Annotated in this window: 15 protein-coding genes; 8 read left to right on the top strand and 7 right to left on the bottom strand. The window is 70.4% G+C overall.

The genetic code is table 11. The features are described 5' to 3' along the window. The first annotated feature begins 26 nt into the window (after window positions 1-26). Window positions 27-2150 (top strand): SpoIIE family protein phosphatase, encoded by a 2124-nt coding sequence (locus ACFY6U_RS37660; RefSeq protein WP_390045627.1) that lies wholly within the window; start codon window positions 27-29, stop codon window positions 2148-2150. On the opposite strand, the gene ACFY6U_RS37655 is transcribed toward ACFY6U_RS37660, so the two are convergent. From ACFY6U_RS37655 to ACFY6U_RS37640, 4 genes are all read right to left on the bottom strand, one after another. After that, window positions 2147-3178, bottom strand: a complete 1032-nt coding sequence (locus tag ACFY6U_RS37655; protein ID WP_390045625.1) for an AI-2E family transporter — start codon at window positions 3176-3178, stop codon at window positions 2147-2149. The genes ACFY6U_RS37660 and ACFY6U_RS37655 overlap by 4 nt on opposite strands. Window positions 3179-3469: 291 nt before the next feature. Next, complete coding sequence (locus ACFY6U_RS37650) at window positions 3470-4447, bottom strand: pirin family protein (protein WP_390045623.1); 978 nt, start codon at window positions 4445-4447, stop codon at window positions 3470-3472. Window positions 4448-4559: 112 nt separating this feature from the next. Next, window positions 4560-6515 carry an Ig-like domain repeat protein gene (locus tag ACFY6U_RS37645; RefSeq protein WP_390045621.1) on the bottom strand — a complete coding sequence of 652 codons (1956 nt, stop codon included), beginning with the start codon at window positions 6513-6515 and terminating at the stop codon, window positions 4560-4562. 268 nt (window positions 6516-6783) lie between these two features. Then, on the bottom strand, window positions 6784-7266 hold the full coding sequence (locus tag ACFY6U_RS37640; RefSeq protein ID WP_351486434.1) for an SseB family protein: 483 nt from the start codon (window positions 7264-7266) through the stop codon (window positions 6784-6786). Window positions 7267-7442: 176 nt separating this feature from the next. Between ACFY6U_RS37640 and ACFY6U_RS37635 the strand changes: the two genes are divergently transcribed. The 5 genes from ACFY6U_RS37635 (at window position 7443) to ACFY6U_RS37615 (ending at window position 12438) form a co-directional block, all read left to right on the top strand. Then, on the top strand, window positions 7443-9269 hold the full coding sequence (locus tag ACFY6U_RS37635; protein ID WP_390045619.1) for an acyl-CoA dehydrogenase: 1827 nt from the start codon (window positions 7443-7445) through the stop codon (window positions 9267-9269). Between the two features lie 82 nt (window positions 9270-9351). After that, window positions 9352-10650 (top strand): M18 family aminopeptidase, encoded by a 1299-nt coding sequence (locus ACFY6U_RS37630; protein ID WP_390045617.1) that lies wholly within the window; start codon window positions 9352-9354, stop codon window positions 10648-10650. A gap of 74 nt (window positions 10651-10724) precedes the next feature. Then, on the top strand, window positions 10725-10976 hold the full coding sequence (locus ACFY6U_RS37625) for a DUF6458 family protein (protein ID WP_294008175.1): 252 nt from the start codon (window positions 10725-10727) through the stop codon (window positions 10974-10976). Between the two features lie 166 nt (window positions 10977-11142). Then, window positions 11143-12249: a glycosyltransferase gene (locus ACFY6U_RS37620; protein ID WP_390045616.1), complete on the top strand. Its 1107-nt coding sequence runs from the start codon at window positions 11143-11145 to the stop codon at window positions 12247-12249. Window positions 12250-12279: 30 nt separating this feature from the next. Beyond that, the gene (locus tag ACFY6U_RS37615) at window positions 12280-12438 is read left to right on the top strand and encodes a hypothetical protein (protein ID WP_294008171.1); all 159 of its coding nucleotides are present in this window, start codon (window positions 12280-12282) and stop codon (window positions 12436-12438) included. A gap of 51 nt (window positions 12439-12489) precedes the next feature. Here ACFY6U_RS37615 and ACFY6U_RS37610 read toward each other — a convergent pair whose 3' ends face one another. The 3 genes from ACFY6U_RS37610 to ACFY6U_RS37600 all read right to left on the bottom strand — a co-directional run bounded on the left by ACFY6U_RS37610 (window position 12490) and on the right by ACFY6U_RS37600 (window position 15941). Further along, window positions 12490-14301 carry an NHL domain-containing thioredoxin family protein gene (locus ACFY6U_RS37610; protein WP_390045614.1) on the bottom strand — a complete coding sequence of 604 codons (1812 nt, stop codon included), beginning with the start codon at window positions 14299-14301 and terminating at the stop codon, window positions 12490-12492. 241 nt (window positions 14302-14542) lie between these two features. Next, a complete protein-coding gene (locus ACFY6U_RS37605; RefSeq protein WP_390045612.1) occupies window positions 14543-15403 on the bottom strand; it encodes a calcium-binding protein in 861 nt (286 codons plus the stop codon). Window positions 15404-15548: 145 nt separating this feature from the next. Further along, complete coding sequence (locus ACFY6U_RS37600; protein WP_390045610.1) at window positions 15549-15941, bottom strand: cupin domain-containing protein; 393 nt, start codon at window positions 15939-15941, stop codon at window positions 15549-15551. Window positions 15942-15994: 53 nt separating this feature from the next. On the opposite strand from ACFY6U_RS37600, the gene ACFY6U_RS37595 reads away from it, so the two are divergent. Further along, complete coding sequence (locus tag ACFY6U_RS37595; RefSeq protein ID WP_390045609.1) at window positions 15995-17002, top strand: GlxA family transcriptional regulator; 1008 nt, start codon at window positions 15995-15997, stop codon at window positions 17000-17002. After that, on the top strand, window positions 16999-17493 hold the full coding sequence (locus ACFY6U_RS37590) for an LURP-one-related family protein (RefSeq protein ID WP_351486425.1): 495 nt from the start codon (window positions 16999-17001) through the stop codon (window positions 17491-17493). Before ACFY6U_RS37595 ends, ACFY6U_RS37590 begins: the two co-directional genes overlap by 4 nt.

Below are 17493 nucleotides of genomic sequence, written 5' to 3'. Positions count from 1 at the left end.
CGATCTCATCTTCCTAAAGTAGGGCAATGCGAACTGGCGAGCCCCTGCCCGCCGTGGAGGACGTCCTAGCCGCCCTCGCGACCGGGCTGTGGCACTGGGACACCGCCACCGGGCTGGTCACCGCGGATGCGGAGGCGGCCCGGCTGATCGGGCTGCCGGCCGAACCGTCCGTCCTGTCGGAGGCCCTGGTCCGGTCCCGTTTCCACCCCGTGGACTGGAACGAGAACACGAGCATCACCCGGCTGGCCGCGGTCGAGGGCACCCTCGGGGAGGTCCGGCTGCGGGTCATGGACGAGCGAGGCCGGCTGATCCGGACCGTACGCAGCCGTTTTCGACCGGTGTACGACTCCGAGGAGCGCGTGTACCGGGTGACCGGCACCATCCAGGAGGTCTCCGAACCGTCCCCCGGCACCGCGGTCCAGCATCCGGTGACCGGCGACTGGCGGCGCTCCCGGGAGGCGTTCCTGCTGGACGCGGGCCGGGCGCTGGCCGAGGCGCGGTCCACGGAGGAGGTGCTGCGGGTCGCCGCGGGCCTGTCGATGCCCGGGTTCTCCCCGGACGGGCTGGTCGTCTTCGGGGTCAAGGGCGACCGGCTGATGATGATCGGCCACCACGGCCAGGACATCGACGAGGACAGCCCCTTCAGCAGCATGCCGCTGGACACGGACTACCCGGCAGCCGAGGTGGTACGGACCGGCCGGGCCGTCTACCTCTCCTCCGCCGAGCAGTACAGGTCCCGTTACCCGGTGACCTGGCCGCTGGCCGAGCGCTTCGGGCGGCAGTCCTGGGCCTTCCTGCCGCTGACGGTGGCCGGGCGGACCATGGGCGCCTGGATGGCGGGCTTCACCTATCCGGTGTCGTTCACCCCCGACGAACGGTCCGTGCTCACCACGGTGGCCCGGATGCTGGCGCAGGCCCTGTCCCGGGCCGGGATCGCCGACTCCGAGCGGGAGCTGACCGACGGCCTGCAGCGCTCCATGCTCCCGACGCTGGGCCCGGAGATACCCGGCATGGACGCGGCCGCCCGCTACATACCGACCGGCGGCGGGCTCCAGGTGGGCGGCGACTGGTACGACATCATCCCGCTGCCGTCCGGCCGGCACGCCCTGGTCATCGGCGACGTCCAGGGCCATGACGTACGGGCCGCGGGCCTGATGGGCCAGCTGCGGATCGCGCTGCGCGCCTACGCCTCCGAGGGCCACCGCCCGGACGCGGTGCTCTCCCGGGCCTCCCGTTTCCTGCACGGGATCACCTACGCCGAGGACGACGCCGACCTGCGCTTCGCGACCTGCCTGTACGTCGAGGCGGATCCGGCGACCGGGGTGCTGGAGATCGCCCGTGCGGGCCATCTCGACCCGACGATCCGGATGGCCGACGGCACGGTGCTGCGGCGGCCGACGGCGGGCGGGCTGCCGCTCGGCATCGACCCGGACGCCGACTACCCGACGACGCGGTTCGCCCTCGAACCCGGCGAGACCATGATGATCTGCACCGACGGTCTGATCGAGACCGGCGGCCACGACATGGAGAGCGGCTGGCAGCGGATCCGGACGATCATGGAGGAGCACGGCGACGGCGACCTGGAGAAACTCGCCGACGGCCTGGTCCAGGCCGTTCACGGGCCGTCCTCGCACCACACCACCGGGCCGCTGGCCGACCGCCGCGAGGACGACATCGCGGTCCTGCTGCTGTCCCGGCCGGGCGCCGGCCGCGGCGAGGAGCCCCTGGCGGTACGGCCGCGGATCCGCCGCACCCTGTTGTCGGTGGCCCAGGACGAGCCCGAGCGGGTCGCCGAGGCCCGCCAGCACGTGCGCGAGCTGCTGCACGACTGGGGTTCGCCGGACCAGGTCGACTCGGCGGTGCTGCTGGTCTCCGAGATGCTCACGAACGTCCTCGTGCACACCGACGCGGACGCGCTGCTGCTCGCCGAGGTCTCCGGGCGGGCCCCCGAACGGCGGCTGCGGGTCGAGGTCACGGACGCGGGCGACGACCTCCCGCACAAGCGGCGCCCCGGCGAACTGGCCTCGTCCGGCCGCGGCCTGGTCCTGATCGAGATCCTGGCGGAGGCCTGGGGCGTCGACCCGCGCGGGCAGGGCAAGAGCATCTGGTTCGAGCTGTACGAGTCCGGCAAGGAGGCCGGCGGGTCCTAGCGGGTGGCGTACCGGGCGTGCAGTTCGTGTACGACCCCGAAGGCGGCCGCCGTGAGCGGTACGGCCAGCAGCATGCCCAGGATCCCGGCGACGGAGGCCCCGGCCGTGATGGTCAGCATCACCACCGCCGGATGCATCTGCACGGTCCGGCTCTGGATCATGGGCTGCAGCACGTGCCCCTCCAGCACCTGCACGGCGAGTACGACGCCCAGCGCCCACAGCGCGATGACGAAGCCGCGGTCGGCGAGGGCGACCAGGACGGCGACGGCGCCGGAGATGAAGGCGCCGAGGTAGGGGATGTAGGCGCCGACGAGGACGAGCGCGCCGAGCCCGACGGCCCCCGGTACGCGCAGGACCAGCAGGCCGACGGTGATGCAGACGGCGTCGATGAACGCGATGACGGTGGTGCCGCGCATGAACCCCTCGATGCCCTCGAAGGCCCTGCGGGCCATGGCCTCGACCATGTCGGCACTGGAACCGGGTGCCACGGCCCGGATGGTGGCGACGACCCGGTCCGAGTCGCGCAGGAAGAAGAAGACGAGCAGCAGCGCGAGGACGGCCATGGCGATGCCCTCGCCGACCACGCTGACACCGCTGATGACGTTGGAGGCGGCGGTCCCGCCGAACTTGGCGAGCAGGTCCCTGGCGCTGCCGGCCAGGTCGCCGATCGAGGTCCCGGCGGCTCCGAAGTGCTGGGCCAGGGACTTCGCGGCCTGTTTGAGGGAGGCGACGATCTGGTCGCCGGTGTCGACGAGAGCCGCGACGACGATGTAGACGGCACCGCCGGCGACGGCGACGACCGCGACGCAGGTGAGTCCGGCGGCGAGGGAGCGGTGTACGCCGACCCGTACGAGCCGCCGGTGCAGCGGGCCGAGCAGCGCGGTGCCGAGCAGGGCGAGCAGGACCGGGGTCACCGCGGTGCGGAACTCGGCGCAGAGCCGGATGCCGACGTAGCCGACCCCGGCGGCCAGCAGCAGCACGGCACACCACGCGGCGAAACGGCGCACGGGCTCGGGCAACAGCTGCACGAGTCCTAGCGGACCATGCGAGGCCGGCGGATGCCCCGCCGTACACCCCCTGCCGAGTGAACCGGCCCCGCACTTCCCGTACCAGGGGGCTCCCGAAACCTTTGCCCACCCACCACCCGACTCGGTCGATGAAAAGGCGAGGCCGAAGGTGGGAAGGCGACCCGGCCGATGAAAAGGCGAGGTCGGAGGTGGGAAGGCGACTCGGTCGATGAAAAGGCGAGGTCGAGTCGGTGGTGAATGCCGAGAGGCCCGGCGCGGGATGGCGCCGGGCCTCTCCGGGGGCTGTGTCGGTTACGCCTGCGGGCCGGTCTCCGTCATGCCGTGTACGGCCGGGATCGTGCCCAGGCGGCCCTTCTGGAAGTCCTCGAAGGCCTGCATGAGCTCGTCCTTGGTGTTCATGACGAAGGGGCCGTAGTGGGCCATCGGCTCACGGATCGGCTCTCCGCCGAGCAGGACGACCTCGAGGTCCGGCGTGTGCGAGTCCTGCTTCTCGTCCGCGCGGACGGTGAGGGAGGAGCCCGCGCCGAAGACGGCCGTCTGGCCCAGGTGGATCGGACGGCGCTCCGCGCCCACCGAACCCTTGCCGGCCAGCACGTACGCCAGCCCGTTGAAGTCCTCGCGCCAGGGCAGCGTGACCTCGGCGCCCGGGGCGACGGTCGCGTGGATCATCGTGATCGGGGTGTGGGTGATGCCGGGGCCGGCGTGGCCGTCCAGCTCGCCCGCGATGACGCGCAGCAGCGCACCGCCGTCGGGAGTCGTCAGCAGCTGCACCTGGCCGCCGCGGATGTCCTGGTACCTCGGCGCCATCATCTTGTCCTTGGCCGGGAGGTTCACCCACAGCTGGAGGCCGTGGAAGAGACCGCCCGAGACGACGAGGGACTCCGGCGGGGCCTCGATGTGGAGGAGGCCGGAGCCGGCCGTCATCCACTGGGTGTCGCCGTTGGTGATGGTGCCGCCGCCGCCCTGGCTGTCCTGGTGGTCGAAGATGCCGTCGATGATGTAGGTGACGGTCTCGAAGCCGCGGTGCGGGTGCCAGGGGGTGCCCTTGGGCTCGCCCGGCGCGTACTCCACCTCACCCATCTGGTCCATCATGATGAACGGATCCAGGTGGCGGTAGTTGATCCCCGCGAACGCCCGGCGCACCGGGAAACCCTCGCCCTCGAAACCGCTCGGCGCGGTCGTGACGGTGAGCACGGGACGGGCCACGGCGTCGGCCGGTGCGGCCACCCGAGGCAGGGTGAGCGGGTTCTCGACGGTCACTGCAGGCATGTTGGCTCCTCCTTGTGCGCCCAGTTTAGTTGAGCGTTGAACTTTCTGCCACCCCTAACGACGAAGGCCCGGAGGGCATTCCCTCCGGGCCCGTCGTCCCCCGTTCGGTGGATCAGTTGCTGAAGTAGAGGTAGTTCCACGCGCCGTAGGTCGTGGAGTTCACGGTGTCGCCGGACGAGCCGTTGACGTACACCGACCGCATCCGCGCCCGGATGCCGGACTCACCGGGAGCGTCGAGCTGCACGGACGTCTTGCCGTTCGTGCCGAGCCCGAAGTACTCGGAGTCCGTCGCGTACCACTTGCCCTGGTAGTAGACCTCCAGGTCCAGGCGGTGCTCACGGCCCGGGTAGTAGGTCATGGTCGTGTTGAACACCGGGCTGGTGTTCTTGTGGAACCAGCGGTACGACGTCGAACCGATCTTCGCCGTCTTGTAGTACCTCGAGAGCGAGGTGGAGATCTTGACCCGCGCGTACGCCGTGACCTTCGCGGTCTTCGGCGCGTAGCGGGCGTCCCCGTCGAAGACCGCGGAGACGGCCGTGTCGCGGGTCATGTCCACCCAGGCGGCGATGTTCCCGTGGGAGTCCACCTTGCCGGTCTTGATCAGCTTCTTGCCCTTGTCACTGCCGAAGGGGTCCGCGTAGATCTTGACCGAGCGGTTCTTGTACGTCGTCCCGAGGTGCGCGGTGAACTTCACGTCGGCGCCGTAGTTGTACAGCTTGCCGTTGTTGTTCAGGCTCAGGCTCGTGCCCGCACGGGAGACCGAGACCTTGTCGGAGGCGGTGGCCGCGGTGTGGTCGGCGTCGCCCGCGTAGGTCACCTTGTAGGTGACCGTGCCGCCGGCCGGCGGGGTGTCGGCGAAGGAGTAGGTACCGTCCGACTTCACCGTGACGGCCGGCAGCGCCTTCCCGCCGGGGCTCTCGAGGTCTGTGCGGGTGACGGAGAGCTTGGCGCCGACGGGCAGCGCGACCGTCGCCGAGAGCTTGCCGGTGACGGTGAGCTTCTTGGCGCGGGGCGCCGAGCTCGGGGCGTTGACCGTGAGCGTCGGCACGTTGAGCGTCGGCTGGGTCAGGACCTTGAGCGTGAAGGTGCCGCCGTTCGACGCCAGCGCGAAGATCCGCGAGGAGTCCGGCGCCCAGCGCAGGTTGCCGGTGGCGTAGTCGGTCGAGGTGCCGAGGCTGTAGGTGCGCAGCGGCTTGGTGGCGTCGGGCCGGTACACGGCGACCTTGCCGGCGTTGAACTGGGCGACCAGCCCGTTCGGCGCGATGTCGGCACCCCACGCTCCGGGGTAGGAGCCGGCCTTGCTGAACTTGCCGTCCGCCCACGCGTCCCGGTCGGTGCCGTTGACCAGCACCTGGTCGGCGCCGGGGACGAGGTCGATGTCCCCGATGCCGTCGTTCAGGGTGTAGTCGCCGAAGTACCAGGCGGTGGCCTTGGGGGCGCCGTCCGAGACGTCGAGGACGGCCATGGAGTCGGTGGAGATGCCGGTCTGGCCGACGGCCAGCACGCCCGGCCGGTTCGGGTCGGTGTCCAGCAGCGCCTGGCCCCAGAGGCCCACCGAGGTGCCCTCGGTCGGGAACTGCGCCATCGCCACCGGGTCGGCCCCGCCCGCCGGGTCCGCCGACGGGTCGATGGAGCCGATGTCGCCGTCCCACTGGTCGCCGTACGAGAACCACGCCTTGCCACCGGTGAAGGCCAGGTGGCGGGGGCCGGTGTCGGTCGGGATGCTGTACGTCGTCTTCACGTCCAGCGTGGCCGGGTCGAGGGCGAGGATCTGGTGGGTGTTGGGCAGGGCCGCGTACAGGGTGCTGCCGTCGTCCGACAGGGCCAGGTCGCTGACGCTGCCGAGGCCGGCGTCCGAGTCGACGAGAGTGCCGTTGTAGTCGGAGGCGAGGATCCGGCCGTTCGCCGCGTCGCCGACGAACACCCGCTGGAGCGGGCCGTCCACGACGAAGCCGCCGATGTTGGTGACGGTGGTGCCGGCAGCCGAGGCGGTCCCCGCCGCCACGACGCTCAGCGCCGCCGAGCTGAAGACGACCGCGAGCGCCGTCGCGACCGAAGTGCTGCGCATGCGCACAGTGATGAAACCCCCAGTGAGAACCCGGGTTCGCCGGGTGGATGAGAGCGCCGCGCAGCACCCGGACACGACCGCAGAAGAGCGGTTGCGTGCGGGGCGCGGCTGCCAGGGGAAGCCTATGGCATGGCTGTGACAACCGGGGGGTGAGTTTTCAGAGGGCAGCGCCCCGAAGGGGCGCTGGGGGAGGAACTGCGCGACCAACCACGACGGCGCCGCAGACGGCAATCGGCAGACCGCAGATCGCGGCACTCCCAGCGAAGCGCTACCCGTACATCCGCCGCATCGCGAACTCCACCATCTGCTCGACCGCCTTCGCGTCGAAGACCATCCGGTGTTCGCCCTCCATGTCCAGGACGAAGCCGTAGCCGGTCGGGAGGAGGTCGATGACCTCCGCGCCGGTGATCACGAAGTACTTGGACTCCTTGCCCGCGTACCGGCGCAGCTCCTTCAGCGAGGTGAACATCGGGATCACCGGCTGCTGGGTGTTGTGCAGGGCCAGGAACCCGGGGTTGTCGCCGCGCGGGCAGTACACCTTGGACGTGGCGAAGACCTGCTGGAAGTCCTCGGCGGTCAGCTGACCGGTGGTGAAGGCGCGCACCGCGTCCGCGAGCGAGGGCGGGGACGGCTCGGGGTAGAGCGGCGGCTGCTGGCCGTACCCCCCGAGGCCGCCTGCCATCTGCTGCTGCGACGAGGCGTACTGCTGCTGAGCGGCCCCACCGTCCATGGGCTGGCCGTATCCATACATGCGCGCAAGCCTACCGAGACACGCGGTGTCCGCGAGAAGGTAGACCCTTCTCACACTTCACCCGAGGGGGGTTGCGTCTTATTACCGACGGGTAGCATCATCGGTGCTACTCGTTGGTATGTGAAAGCTTGCGCGAGGATTCAGTGCCTCGCCGATCCGGATACGGAGCAGTCACCATGGGGCACTACAAGTCCAACCTCCGCGACATCGAATTCAACCTGTTCGAAGTGCTCGGGCGCGACAAGCTGTACGGCACCGGCCCGTTCGCCGAGATGGACACCGACACCGCGAAGAGCGTCCTGGAGGAGCTGGCCCGGCTCGCCGAGAACGAGCTGGCGGAGTCCTTCGCCGACGCCGACCGCAACCCCCCGGTCTTCGACCCGGAGACCAACACCGCCCCGGTCCCGGCGTCCTTCAAGAAGAGCTACAAGGCCTTCATGGACTCCGAGTACTGGCGCCTGGGCCTGCCCGAGGAGATCGGCGGTACGACCGCCCCCCCGTCGCTGATCTGGTCCTACGCGGAGCTGGTCCTCGGCGCCAACCCGGCCGTGTGGATGTACTCCTCCGGCCCGGCGTTCGCCCGCATCCTCTTCGAGGAGGGCACCGAGGAGCAGAAGAAGTGGGCGCAGATCGCCGTGGACCGGACCTGGGGTTCGACCATGGTGCTCACCGAGCCCGACGCGGGTTCGGACGTCGGCGCCGGCCGTACCAAGGCGGTCCAGCAGGAGGACGGCTCCTGGCACATCGAGGGCGTGAAGCGCTTCATCACCTCCGGTGAGCACGACATGGAGGAGAACATCCTCCACTACGTCCTCGCCCGCCCCGAGGGCGCCGGCCCCGGCACCAAGGGCCTGTCCCTCTTCCTCGTCCCGAAGTACCTCTTCGACTTCGAGACCGGCGAGCTGGGCGAGCGCAACGGCGTCTACGCGACGAACGTCGAGCACAAGATGGGCCTGAAGGCCTCCAACACCTGCGAGATGACCTTCGGCGACCGCCACCCGGCCAAGGGCTGGCTCATCGGCGACAAGCACGAGGGCATCCGCCAGATGTTCCGGATCATCGAGTTCGCCCGGATGATGGTCGGCACGAAGGCCATCTCGACGCTGTCCACCGGCTACCTGAACGCCCTGGAGTACGCCAAGGAGCGCGTCCAGGGTCCGGACCTCGCGAACTTCATGGACAAGACCGCGCCCAAGGTCACCATCACCCACCACCCCGACGTCCGCCGCTCGCTGATCACGCAGAAGGCGTACGCCGAGGGCATGCGCGCGCTCGTCCTCTACACCGCCTCGATCCAGGACGCGATCGCCGTCAAGGAGGCGAACGGCGAGGACCCGAAGGCCGAGCACGCGCTCAACGACCTGCTCCTGCCGATCGTCAAGGGCTACGGCTCCGAGAAGGGCTACGAGCAGCTCGCCCAGTCGCTGCAGACCTTCGGCGGCTCCGGCTTCCTGCAGGAGTACCCGATCGAGCAGTACATCCGCGACGCCAAGATCGACACCCTGTACGAGGGCACCACGGCGATCCAGGGCCAGGACTTCTTCTTCCGGAAGATCGTCCGCAACCAGGGCGCGGCCCTGAACTCCCTCGCCGAGGACATCAAGAAGTTCCTGGCGCTGGGGACGGGCGGCGAGGAGCTGGCGGGCGCCCGCGAGCACCTCGCGAAGGCGGCCGTCGAGCTGGAGGCCATCGTCGGCCTGATGCTGACCGACCTCGCGGCCACCGAGCAGGACGTCAAGAACATCTACAAGGTGGGCCTCAACACCTCCCGCCTGCTGCTCGCCTCGGGTGACGTGATCGTCGGCTACCTGCTGCTCAAGGGCGCCGCGGTCGCCGCCGAGAAGCTGGAGACGGCGTCGAACAAGGACAAGGCGTTCTACACCGGCAAGATCGCGGCAGCGAAGTTCTTCGCGGCCAACGTGCTGCCGGGCGTCACGCTGGCCCGCAAGGTCGCGGCCGGCGTCGACCTCGACCTGATGGAGCTGGACGAAGCCGCATTCTGACCGTTCTGTCCGACCGAGTCCGCCGCGGTGGCCCGCTCCTTCACAGGGGAGCGGGCCACCGTACGTCGTTAAGGTGAAGCACATGAGCGAACCCTCCCGCTTCGATCGCGGTCACACCGACGACCTGATGTCCTTCCTCGCAGCCGGTCCCACGCCGTACCACGCCGTGGCGAACGCCGGCGCACGACTGGAGAAGGCCGGTTTCCGGCAGGTCGCCGAGACGGACGCCTGGGACGGCACCGCCGGTGGCAGGTACGTGCTGCGCGGCGGCGCGATCATCGCCTGGTACGTCCCGGAGGGCGCCGCGCCGCACACGCCGTTCCGGATCGTCGGCGCCCACACCGACTCCCCGAACCTGCGGGTCAAGCCCCGTCCGGACACCGGGGCGCACGGCTTCCGCCAGGTCGCCGTGGAGATCTACGGCGGACCGCTCATGAACTCCTGGCTCGACCGGGACCTGGGCCTGGCCGGCCGGCTGAGCCTGCGCGACGGCTCCACCCGCCTCGTCGACGTGGACCGGCCGCTGCTGCGGGTGCCGCAACTCGCCATCCACCTGGACCGTTCGGTCGGCAGCGAGGGCCTCAAGCTCGACAAGCAGCGCCACCTCCAGCCCATCTGGGGCCTCGGCGACGACGTCCGCGACGGCGACCTGATCGCCTTCCTGGAGCAGGAGTCGGGCCTGCCGGCCGGCTCGGTCACCGGCTGGGACCTGATGACCTACACCGTCGAACCACCCGCCTACCTGGGCCGCGACCAGGAGCTGATGGCCGGTCCCCGGCTGGACAACCTGCTCTCCGTGCACGCGGGTACGGCGGCGCTGGCGGCCGTGGCGGCGGCCGGCGCCGAACTGCCCTGCATCCCCGTCCTCGCCGCCTTCGACCACGAGGAGACCGGCTCCCAGTCCGACACCGGCGCGGACGGCCCGCTGCTCGGCAGCGTGCTGGAGCGCTCGGTGCTGGCGCGCGGCGGCTCGTACGAGGACCGGGCGAGAGCTCTGGCGGCCACCGTCTGTCTCTCCTCCGACATGGGCCACGCCGTCCACCCCAACTACGCCGAGCGCCACGACCCGACGCACCACCCCCGGGCCAACGGCGGCCCCATCCTCAAGGTCAACGTCAACAACCGCTACGCCACGGACGGTTCGGGCCGCGCGGTCTTCGCCGCCGCCTGCGAGAAGGCCGGGGTTCCCTTCCAGACCTTCGTCTCCAACAACTCGATGCCCTGCGGCACCACGATCGGCCCGATCACCGCGGCCCGGCACGGTATCCAGACCGTCGACATCGGCTCGGCGATCCTCTCCATGCACAGCGCCCGCGAACTGTGCGGCGCCGACGACCCGTTCCTGCTGGCGAACGCACTGGTGGCGTTCCTGGAGGGGTAGTTGCACATGGCCCGCCCGCCCCTGGGTACCCGGTGTGAACCGGAACCACCGAACCTGAAGGGGAGGCAACACTCATGGGGCTCGGCGGGTGCATCATCCTCATCGCCGTGGGGGCCATCCTCACGTTCGCGACCGACTGGCACATGAACGGCGTCAACCTCGACGTCGTCGGCCTGATCCTGATGGCCGTCGGCATCATCGGCGTCGCCACGTTCAGCAGCATCGCCAGCCGCCGGCGGGTCATGGTGCCGCCGACGACGACGGTGGTCGAGGAGGAACGGCATCATCACCACCGTGACGGATACGGAGACGGATACGGCGTGTAACGGACACAGCCACACCCACAGGGTCATCACAGGCAACCGTGAGCAATCCGTTACAGCTTTCAACTACCGAAGTTGTACGGATTTCGTGAAGACTTTCGATCACTGACGGGTCCGGAGCATCGGCTTCCGGATCCACCGAGGTCTTCACGACAGGGGGTACCGAGCCGTGCGCCGTCACGCCACGCGCCGTGCCCACGCCGCGCCCGAGGAACCGGGCGACAGACCAAGACTCGCCGTCCTGATCCCGGCACACAACGAGCAGAAACGTATCGCCGACGCGATCGACGGCCTCTGGGAGCAGACAAGGCGCCCCGACCTGGTCGTCGTCGTCACCGACAACTGCACCGACGACACGGCCGGCGTCGCCACCGCCCACGGCGCCCAGGTCTTCCCCACCCAGGGCAACACCCACAAGAAGGCCGGTGCCCTCAACCAGGCCATCGCGTGGGTGCTGCCGCACCTGGACGACCGGGACCTGCTGCTCGTCCAGGACGCCGACACCGTCCTCAACCCCTGGTTCGTCGAGACCGCGCTGGCCACCTTCAACCGCAAGGTCGGCGCGGTCGGCGGCGTGTTCTACGGCGAGGACGGCGGCGGCCTCCTCGGCCTGCTGCAGCGCATGGAGTTCCACCGCTACGCCTGGGAACTGGAGCGCACCGGCGGCAAGGCCCAGGTCCTCACCGGCACCGGCACGATGTTCCGCGCCCGTGTGCTGCGCGAGGTCCGCGCGGCCCGACGCGCCGGCGAGCTCGGCGGCGGCACCGGCTACTACAGCCTCGCCTCGCTCACCGAGGACGACGAGATGACCAAGGCCGTCAAGACCCTCGGCTACCGGGCCATGTCCCCGGCGGGCTGCTCGGTCACCACCGAGGTCATGCCGACGCTCCCCAAACTCTGGCACCAGCGGCTTCGCTGGCAGCGCGGCGCGCTGGAGAACCTCCGCGACTACGGCTGGACCCGGGTCACCGCCCGCTACTTCATGCAGCAGTTCCTGATGGGCTTCGGCGCGCTCTCCTTCCTGGTCTACCTGACCTACATGGCCGCGTACACCTCGCTGTACGGCTGGCCGGGCCTGTCGCCGTTCTGGACGGCGATCGGCCTGATCTTCGTCGTCGAGAAGACCGTCTCGGTACGGCGGGCGGGGCCGAAGGCGGTCCTGGTCGCCGCGCTGATGGTTCCGGAGATGCTCTACGACCTCTTCCAGCACGCCGTCTACTTCACCTCGCTGTGGGGGCTGGTGCGCCGCAGCGAGGAGAAGTGGGTGGCGACGTGAGATTCCCTCAACCCTCTTAGGAGAAAAGCGATGTACGGCAGAGTGATCGGCGCGGGCACGGCCGGTGCGGGCGGGGCGACCCTGGCCGCCACCGGGCTCTGGATCAACAGCATGGCGATGGTGGTGGCGGCCACGACGCTGGTGGCGGCCGGGGTGGCGGTGTTCAAGCTGGTTCCGCGGAGGCGCTAGCCGGTCCGGTCGTGGTGTGGCTGCGGGTGCCTGGGGCGGGTCGCGCAGTTCCTAGGCGTCCTGATCCATCCCGGCCAGGACAAGAGGAAGCCGACTCGCCCCTCCCTCAGTCATACGCACCGGAACTCCCCAGTCCTGCTGGTGCACATGGCAGGCCGGGTATGCGTTGGCCTCGTCGTCGTCACAGGACGCGGCCATCGCCGAGACGTGCAGGACGCCCTCCTCGACGGCCGGGTTCAGTTCCAGCTCCCTCGACAGGTCGGTGTCCGCGCCCTCGCCCTTGAGCAGCAGCTCAGGCGGGGTCGAGGAGACCAGCAGGCGGGTCGACGGGCCGTACCGGGTGTCCAGCTTCTGGCCCGCCGGGGCCTGGAAGACCACGTCGAGCCGGAGCCTGCCGGGAGCGACCTCGGTCGCCGCGCGCTGGGTGCGGTGGGCGACCGACGCCACCCGGGCCGCCTCCTCGGGCAGTCGCAGCCGGGTCAGCCGGTGGCGGCCCGACTCCACCACCACGATGTCCTCGCCGGCCAGCACCGCGTCACTCGGCTCCCGCAGGTCCGTGGCCAGCGTGGTGACCTCGCCGGTCGCGGGGTCGTAGCGGCGCAGCGCGTGGTTGTAGGTGTCGGAGACGGCGACGGAACCGTCCGGGAGCGCGGTCACACCCAGCGGATGCTGGAACAGGGCCTGTTCGGCCGCGCCGTCGCGATGCCCGAAGTCGAACAGCCCGGTCCCCACCGCGGTGTGGACGTGCCCGTCCGGGTCGACCCAGCGCAGTGCGCTCGTCTCGGAGTCGGCGAGCCAGAGACGGTCGGCGGTGGCCGCCAGGCCGGACGGCTGCGCGAACCAGGCCTCGGCGGCCGGCCCGTCGACCAGTCCCTCGTTGGTGGTGCCGGCGGCGACGGCGACCGTCCCGCGCTCCGGGTCGTACGCCCACAACTGGTGCACGCCGGCCATGGCGATCCACACCTTGCCGCCGAAGACGGCCACGTCCCAGGGGGAGGACAGGTCGATCTCACGGGCCGGGCCGGAGGTCGGGGAGCCCTGCCACCACTGCCGGCCGGTGCCGGCGAGGGTGGTCACCGCACCGGTGGCCAGGTCGAGGCGGCGCAGGGCGTGGTTGACGGTGTCGGCGACGACCACCGAGCCGTCGTCGAGGAGCGCGAGGCCCTGAGGCTCGTTGAAGGCGGCGGTGTCCGCCGTGCCGTCGGTCAGACCGCGCGTGCCGGAGCCGATCCGCCGTACGACCGTCTCGGCGTCCTCCGCCAGCTCCACCAGCTGGTGCCGGGTGGTGTCGCTGACCAGGAAGTTCCCCGAGGGCAGCAGGAGGGCCTTGCCGGGGAAGCGCAGGGTCGTCGGCTCGGGCTCCGGCGCCACGTACGGCCCGTCGCCGCGGCGCAGGGTGCCCTTCGCCTCGTGCTCCGCCTCCAGCTCCTCGACCAGCCGCGCGATGGCGTGCGCGTGGCCCTCGCCCGCGTGCTGGGCGACGACGTACCCCTCCGGGTCGATCACGACCAGCGTCGGCCAGGCCCGGACCGCGTACTGCTTCCAGGTGGCGAGCTCCGGGTCGTCCAGCACCGGGTGCTCGACGCCGTACCGCTCCACCGCGTCGACGACCGCACGGTGCTCCGCCTCGTGCACGAACTTGGGCGAGTGCACCCCGACGATCACCACCGTGTCCCGGTGCCGCTCCTCCAGCTCACGCAGCTCGTCCAGGACGTGCAGGCAGTTCACGCAACAAAAAGTCCAAAAATCGGCAATTACGATGCGCCCGCGGAGCTCCGCGAGGCTGAGCTGCCTGTCACCTGTGTTGATCCAGCCGCCCTTGCCGATCAGCTCGGGGGCGCGGACGCGTACGCGCTTTGCCATGGTTCAAGCCAACCACAGGCGCGCGTGGCGCTATTCCTGCACGTGTGGCCGAGGCGCACGCCCCGGCCACACGTACGACGTGCCGTTCTTGCTCATTCGTGCCCGCATCCCTCGACACCGCGGCCGAGCAGCCCGGTCAGCAGGTGACGGCCCCGTTCCTCGTCCCAGACGACTTCCGACGAACCTCAGGACCTTCCTGGGGTCCGGGGCCCGGCTTCGGGCCCCGGACCCGTCGGTCCGCTCAGTCCTGGTGCACCACGTCCGTGCCAGGGCCGCCGGAGAGCGTGTCCCGGCCAGGACCGCCGTACAGCCTGTCGTTCCCGCTGTTGCCGTACAGCTTGTCGTTGCCGCTGTTGCCGTACAGCACGTCGTCGCCCGTGCCGCCGTACAGAGTGTCGTTCGCGGTGCCGCCGGTGATCGTGTCCTTGCCGGCGTCGCCGGACAGGTACTGGGCCCCGCTGCCGCCGTGCAGCACGTCGTTGCCCTTGCCGCCCTGCACGATGTTGTCGCCGCCGCTCGCGTTGATCGTGTCGTTGCCGTCGTCGCCCCAGGCGAGACCCTCCGTGCCCACGGTGATGGTGTCGTTGCCCGCGTCGCCCGAGACGTAGGCACCGTCGAGGCGACCGGAGTCGGTGGCCTTGTCGTTGCCCGTGCCGAGTGAGATCTGGGCGTAGAAGTAGATCTGGTCAGTGGCGTTCTTGTAGGCGAGCGTGTCGTCCCGGTCGCCCAGGCTCACGATCAGCGCGGCGTACGGGTCCTGACTGTCCACGAGGGTGACCCGGCAGGAAACCTTGGTGTGGTCCGCGCTGTCGGGGTAGGTGCAGTCGTGGCCCGCGCTGATCGGGACAACGTCGTCGATCACATAGACGATGCCCGTGCGGTCCGCGGTGAGCGATGCGGTGACAGTGGCTTTGTTGGCCTGACCGGCGGCGGCCTTGTAGGTGAGCTGCCAGTCGTACTGGTTGACCGCGGCGGTGGCCGGTGCCGTCGCGGCGTCGGCGGTACCGGCCGTGGTGAGTGACGCGGCCATGGCCGCACCGAGAGCCAGCGTCATCGCCGGGAGGGCGCGTATGGCCCGGCGGCGGGCGGGACGAGCGTGCATGGAAACCTCCGAGAGGAACGTGCGCGGCTACGCGAACTACGCATCGTCGGACTCGGAGCCCACCCGGTTGGTTGGGCAGCTTCCGCACACGCACGGGGACTTCAACTCCCGGACATCCATTGGACCGGAGGAATCCGCGGCCCGGTCAGGTGAGGGCGTGTCCGGTCGTCGCGTCCACGTGCCCGGGAACCTCGTCGTGCCGATCGCCCACCGTGAGGGTTCCGGTGGGCTCGAGGAGCAGGATCTCGGTGGGCACGCGCGCGTGCGGCTTGTGCTCGGTACCCCGGGGGACGGTGAAGACCAAGCCCTTCGGGAGGACGACCGTGCGCTCGCCGGCCGGCTCCCGCAGGGCGATGTGCAGTTCGCCCTCCAGGACGAGGAAGAACTCGTCGGTGTGGTCATGGACGTGCCACAGATGCTCGCCGTCGACCTTGGCGACGCGGACGTCGTAGTCGTTGACGGCGGTGACGATGCGGGGGCTCCACAGGTCGTCGAAGGAGGCGAGGGCGTGGGTGAGGGAGATGGGTTCGCTGGTCATGGCGATCATCCTGGGGCGTGGACCGGCGTTCGCGTGAGTGCTAGAAATCGCATATGCCGCAAGGATCCTCTCAGTCCCCACGGTCGACCCACCGGGTGGCCGTGATCGTCGACGCGGGCACCAATCCGTTCGAGGTCGGGGTCGCCACCGAGCTGTTCGGGCTGCCGCGGCCCGAGCTGGGGCTGCCCGTCCCGCCGTACGAGGTGACGCTCTGCGCGCCCACGCCCGAGGTGCGCATGAACCACGGCTTCTTCACGCTCAGCGGGGTGGCGGGGCTGGCGGCCGTGGACGAGGCGGACACGGTCGTCGTACCGGGGCGGCCCGACAACGTCGTACCGCGCGGTGCCGACGTCCTCGACGCCGTCCGGCGCGCGCACGCGCGCGGGGTGCGGATCGTGAGTTTCTGCACCGGGACCTTCGCGCTCGCCGAGGCCGGGCTGCTGGACGGCCGGCCGGCCACCACGCACTGGCGCTGGGCGGACGCCTTCCGGGAGCTGCATCCCCGGGTGCTGCTGCGGCCCGACGTGCTCTTCGTCGACGACGGCGACCTGCTCACCGCCTCGGGCAGCGCGGCCGCGCTCGACCTGGGGCTGCACATCTGGCGGCAGGACCACGGGGCCGAGATCGCCAACGCGGTGTCCCGGCGGCTGGTGTTCGCCTCGCACCGGGACGGCGGTCAGCGGCAGTTCGTGGAACGGCCGGTGCCCGAGGTGCCGGACGAGTCGCTCGGCCCGCTGCTGGCCTGGGCGCAGGAGCGGCTCGGGCAGCCGCTGACCGTGGCGGACCTGGCCGCGCGGGCCGCCGTCTCCGCCGCCACCCTGCACCGCCGGTTCCGCGCCCAGCTGGGCACCACCCCGCTGGCCTGGCTGACGGGGGAACGGGTGGCCCTCGCCTGCCGTCTGATCGAGCGCGGGGAGGAACGGCTGGACGTGGTGGCGGCGCGCAGCGGGCTCGGCACCGCGGCCAACCTGCGGGCGCGGTTGCGGCGCGAGACGGGACTCAGCCCGTCGGACTACCGGCGGCGTTTCGGGCCGGTGGGGCGGGAAGGGGTACAGGTATGAGATTCCTGGTACGCGACCGGCTCCTCGGCTTCGGTGAGGACTACTGGATCGAGGACGAGCGCGGCGACAAGGTCTTCCTCGTCGACGGCAAGGCCATGCGGGTGCGCGACACGTTCGAGCTGAAGGACCGGCACGGACGGGTGCTCGTCGACTTCCACCAGAAGATGTTCGCCCTGCGCGACACCATGGTGATCGAACGCGAGGGCGAGCCCCTGGCCACCATCCGGCGCAAGCGGCTGTCGCTGCTGCGCAACCACTACCGGGTCCGGCTGGCCGAGGGCACCGAACTGGACGTCAGCGGCAAGATCCTCGACCGCGAGTTCGCCGTCGAATACGACGGTGAGCTGCTGGCCGTGGTCTCCCGGCGCTGGCTGCACGTACGGGAGACCTACGGCGTCGACGTCGTACGGGACGACGCGGACCCGGCGCTGCTGATCGCGGTGGCGGTGTGCGTGATCCACCTGGCCGACAAGGAGCGGGACGGGGACTAG

This window comes from Streptomyces sp. NPDC013157 (assembly GCF_042899865.1).
In the GTDB taxonomy this organism is placed as follows: domain Bacteria; phylum Actinomycetota; class Actinomycetes; order Streptomycetales; family Streptomycetaceae; genus Streptomyces.
This window is presented reverse-complemented; position numbering and strand designations above follow the sequence as displayed.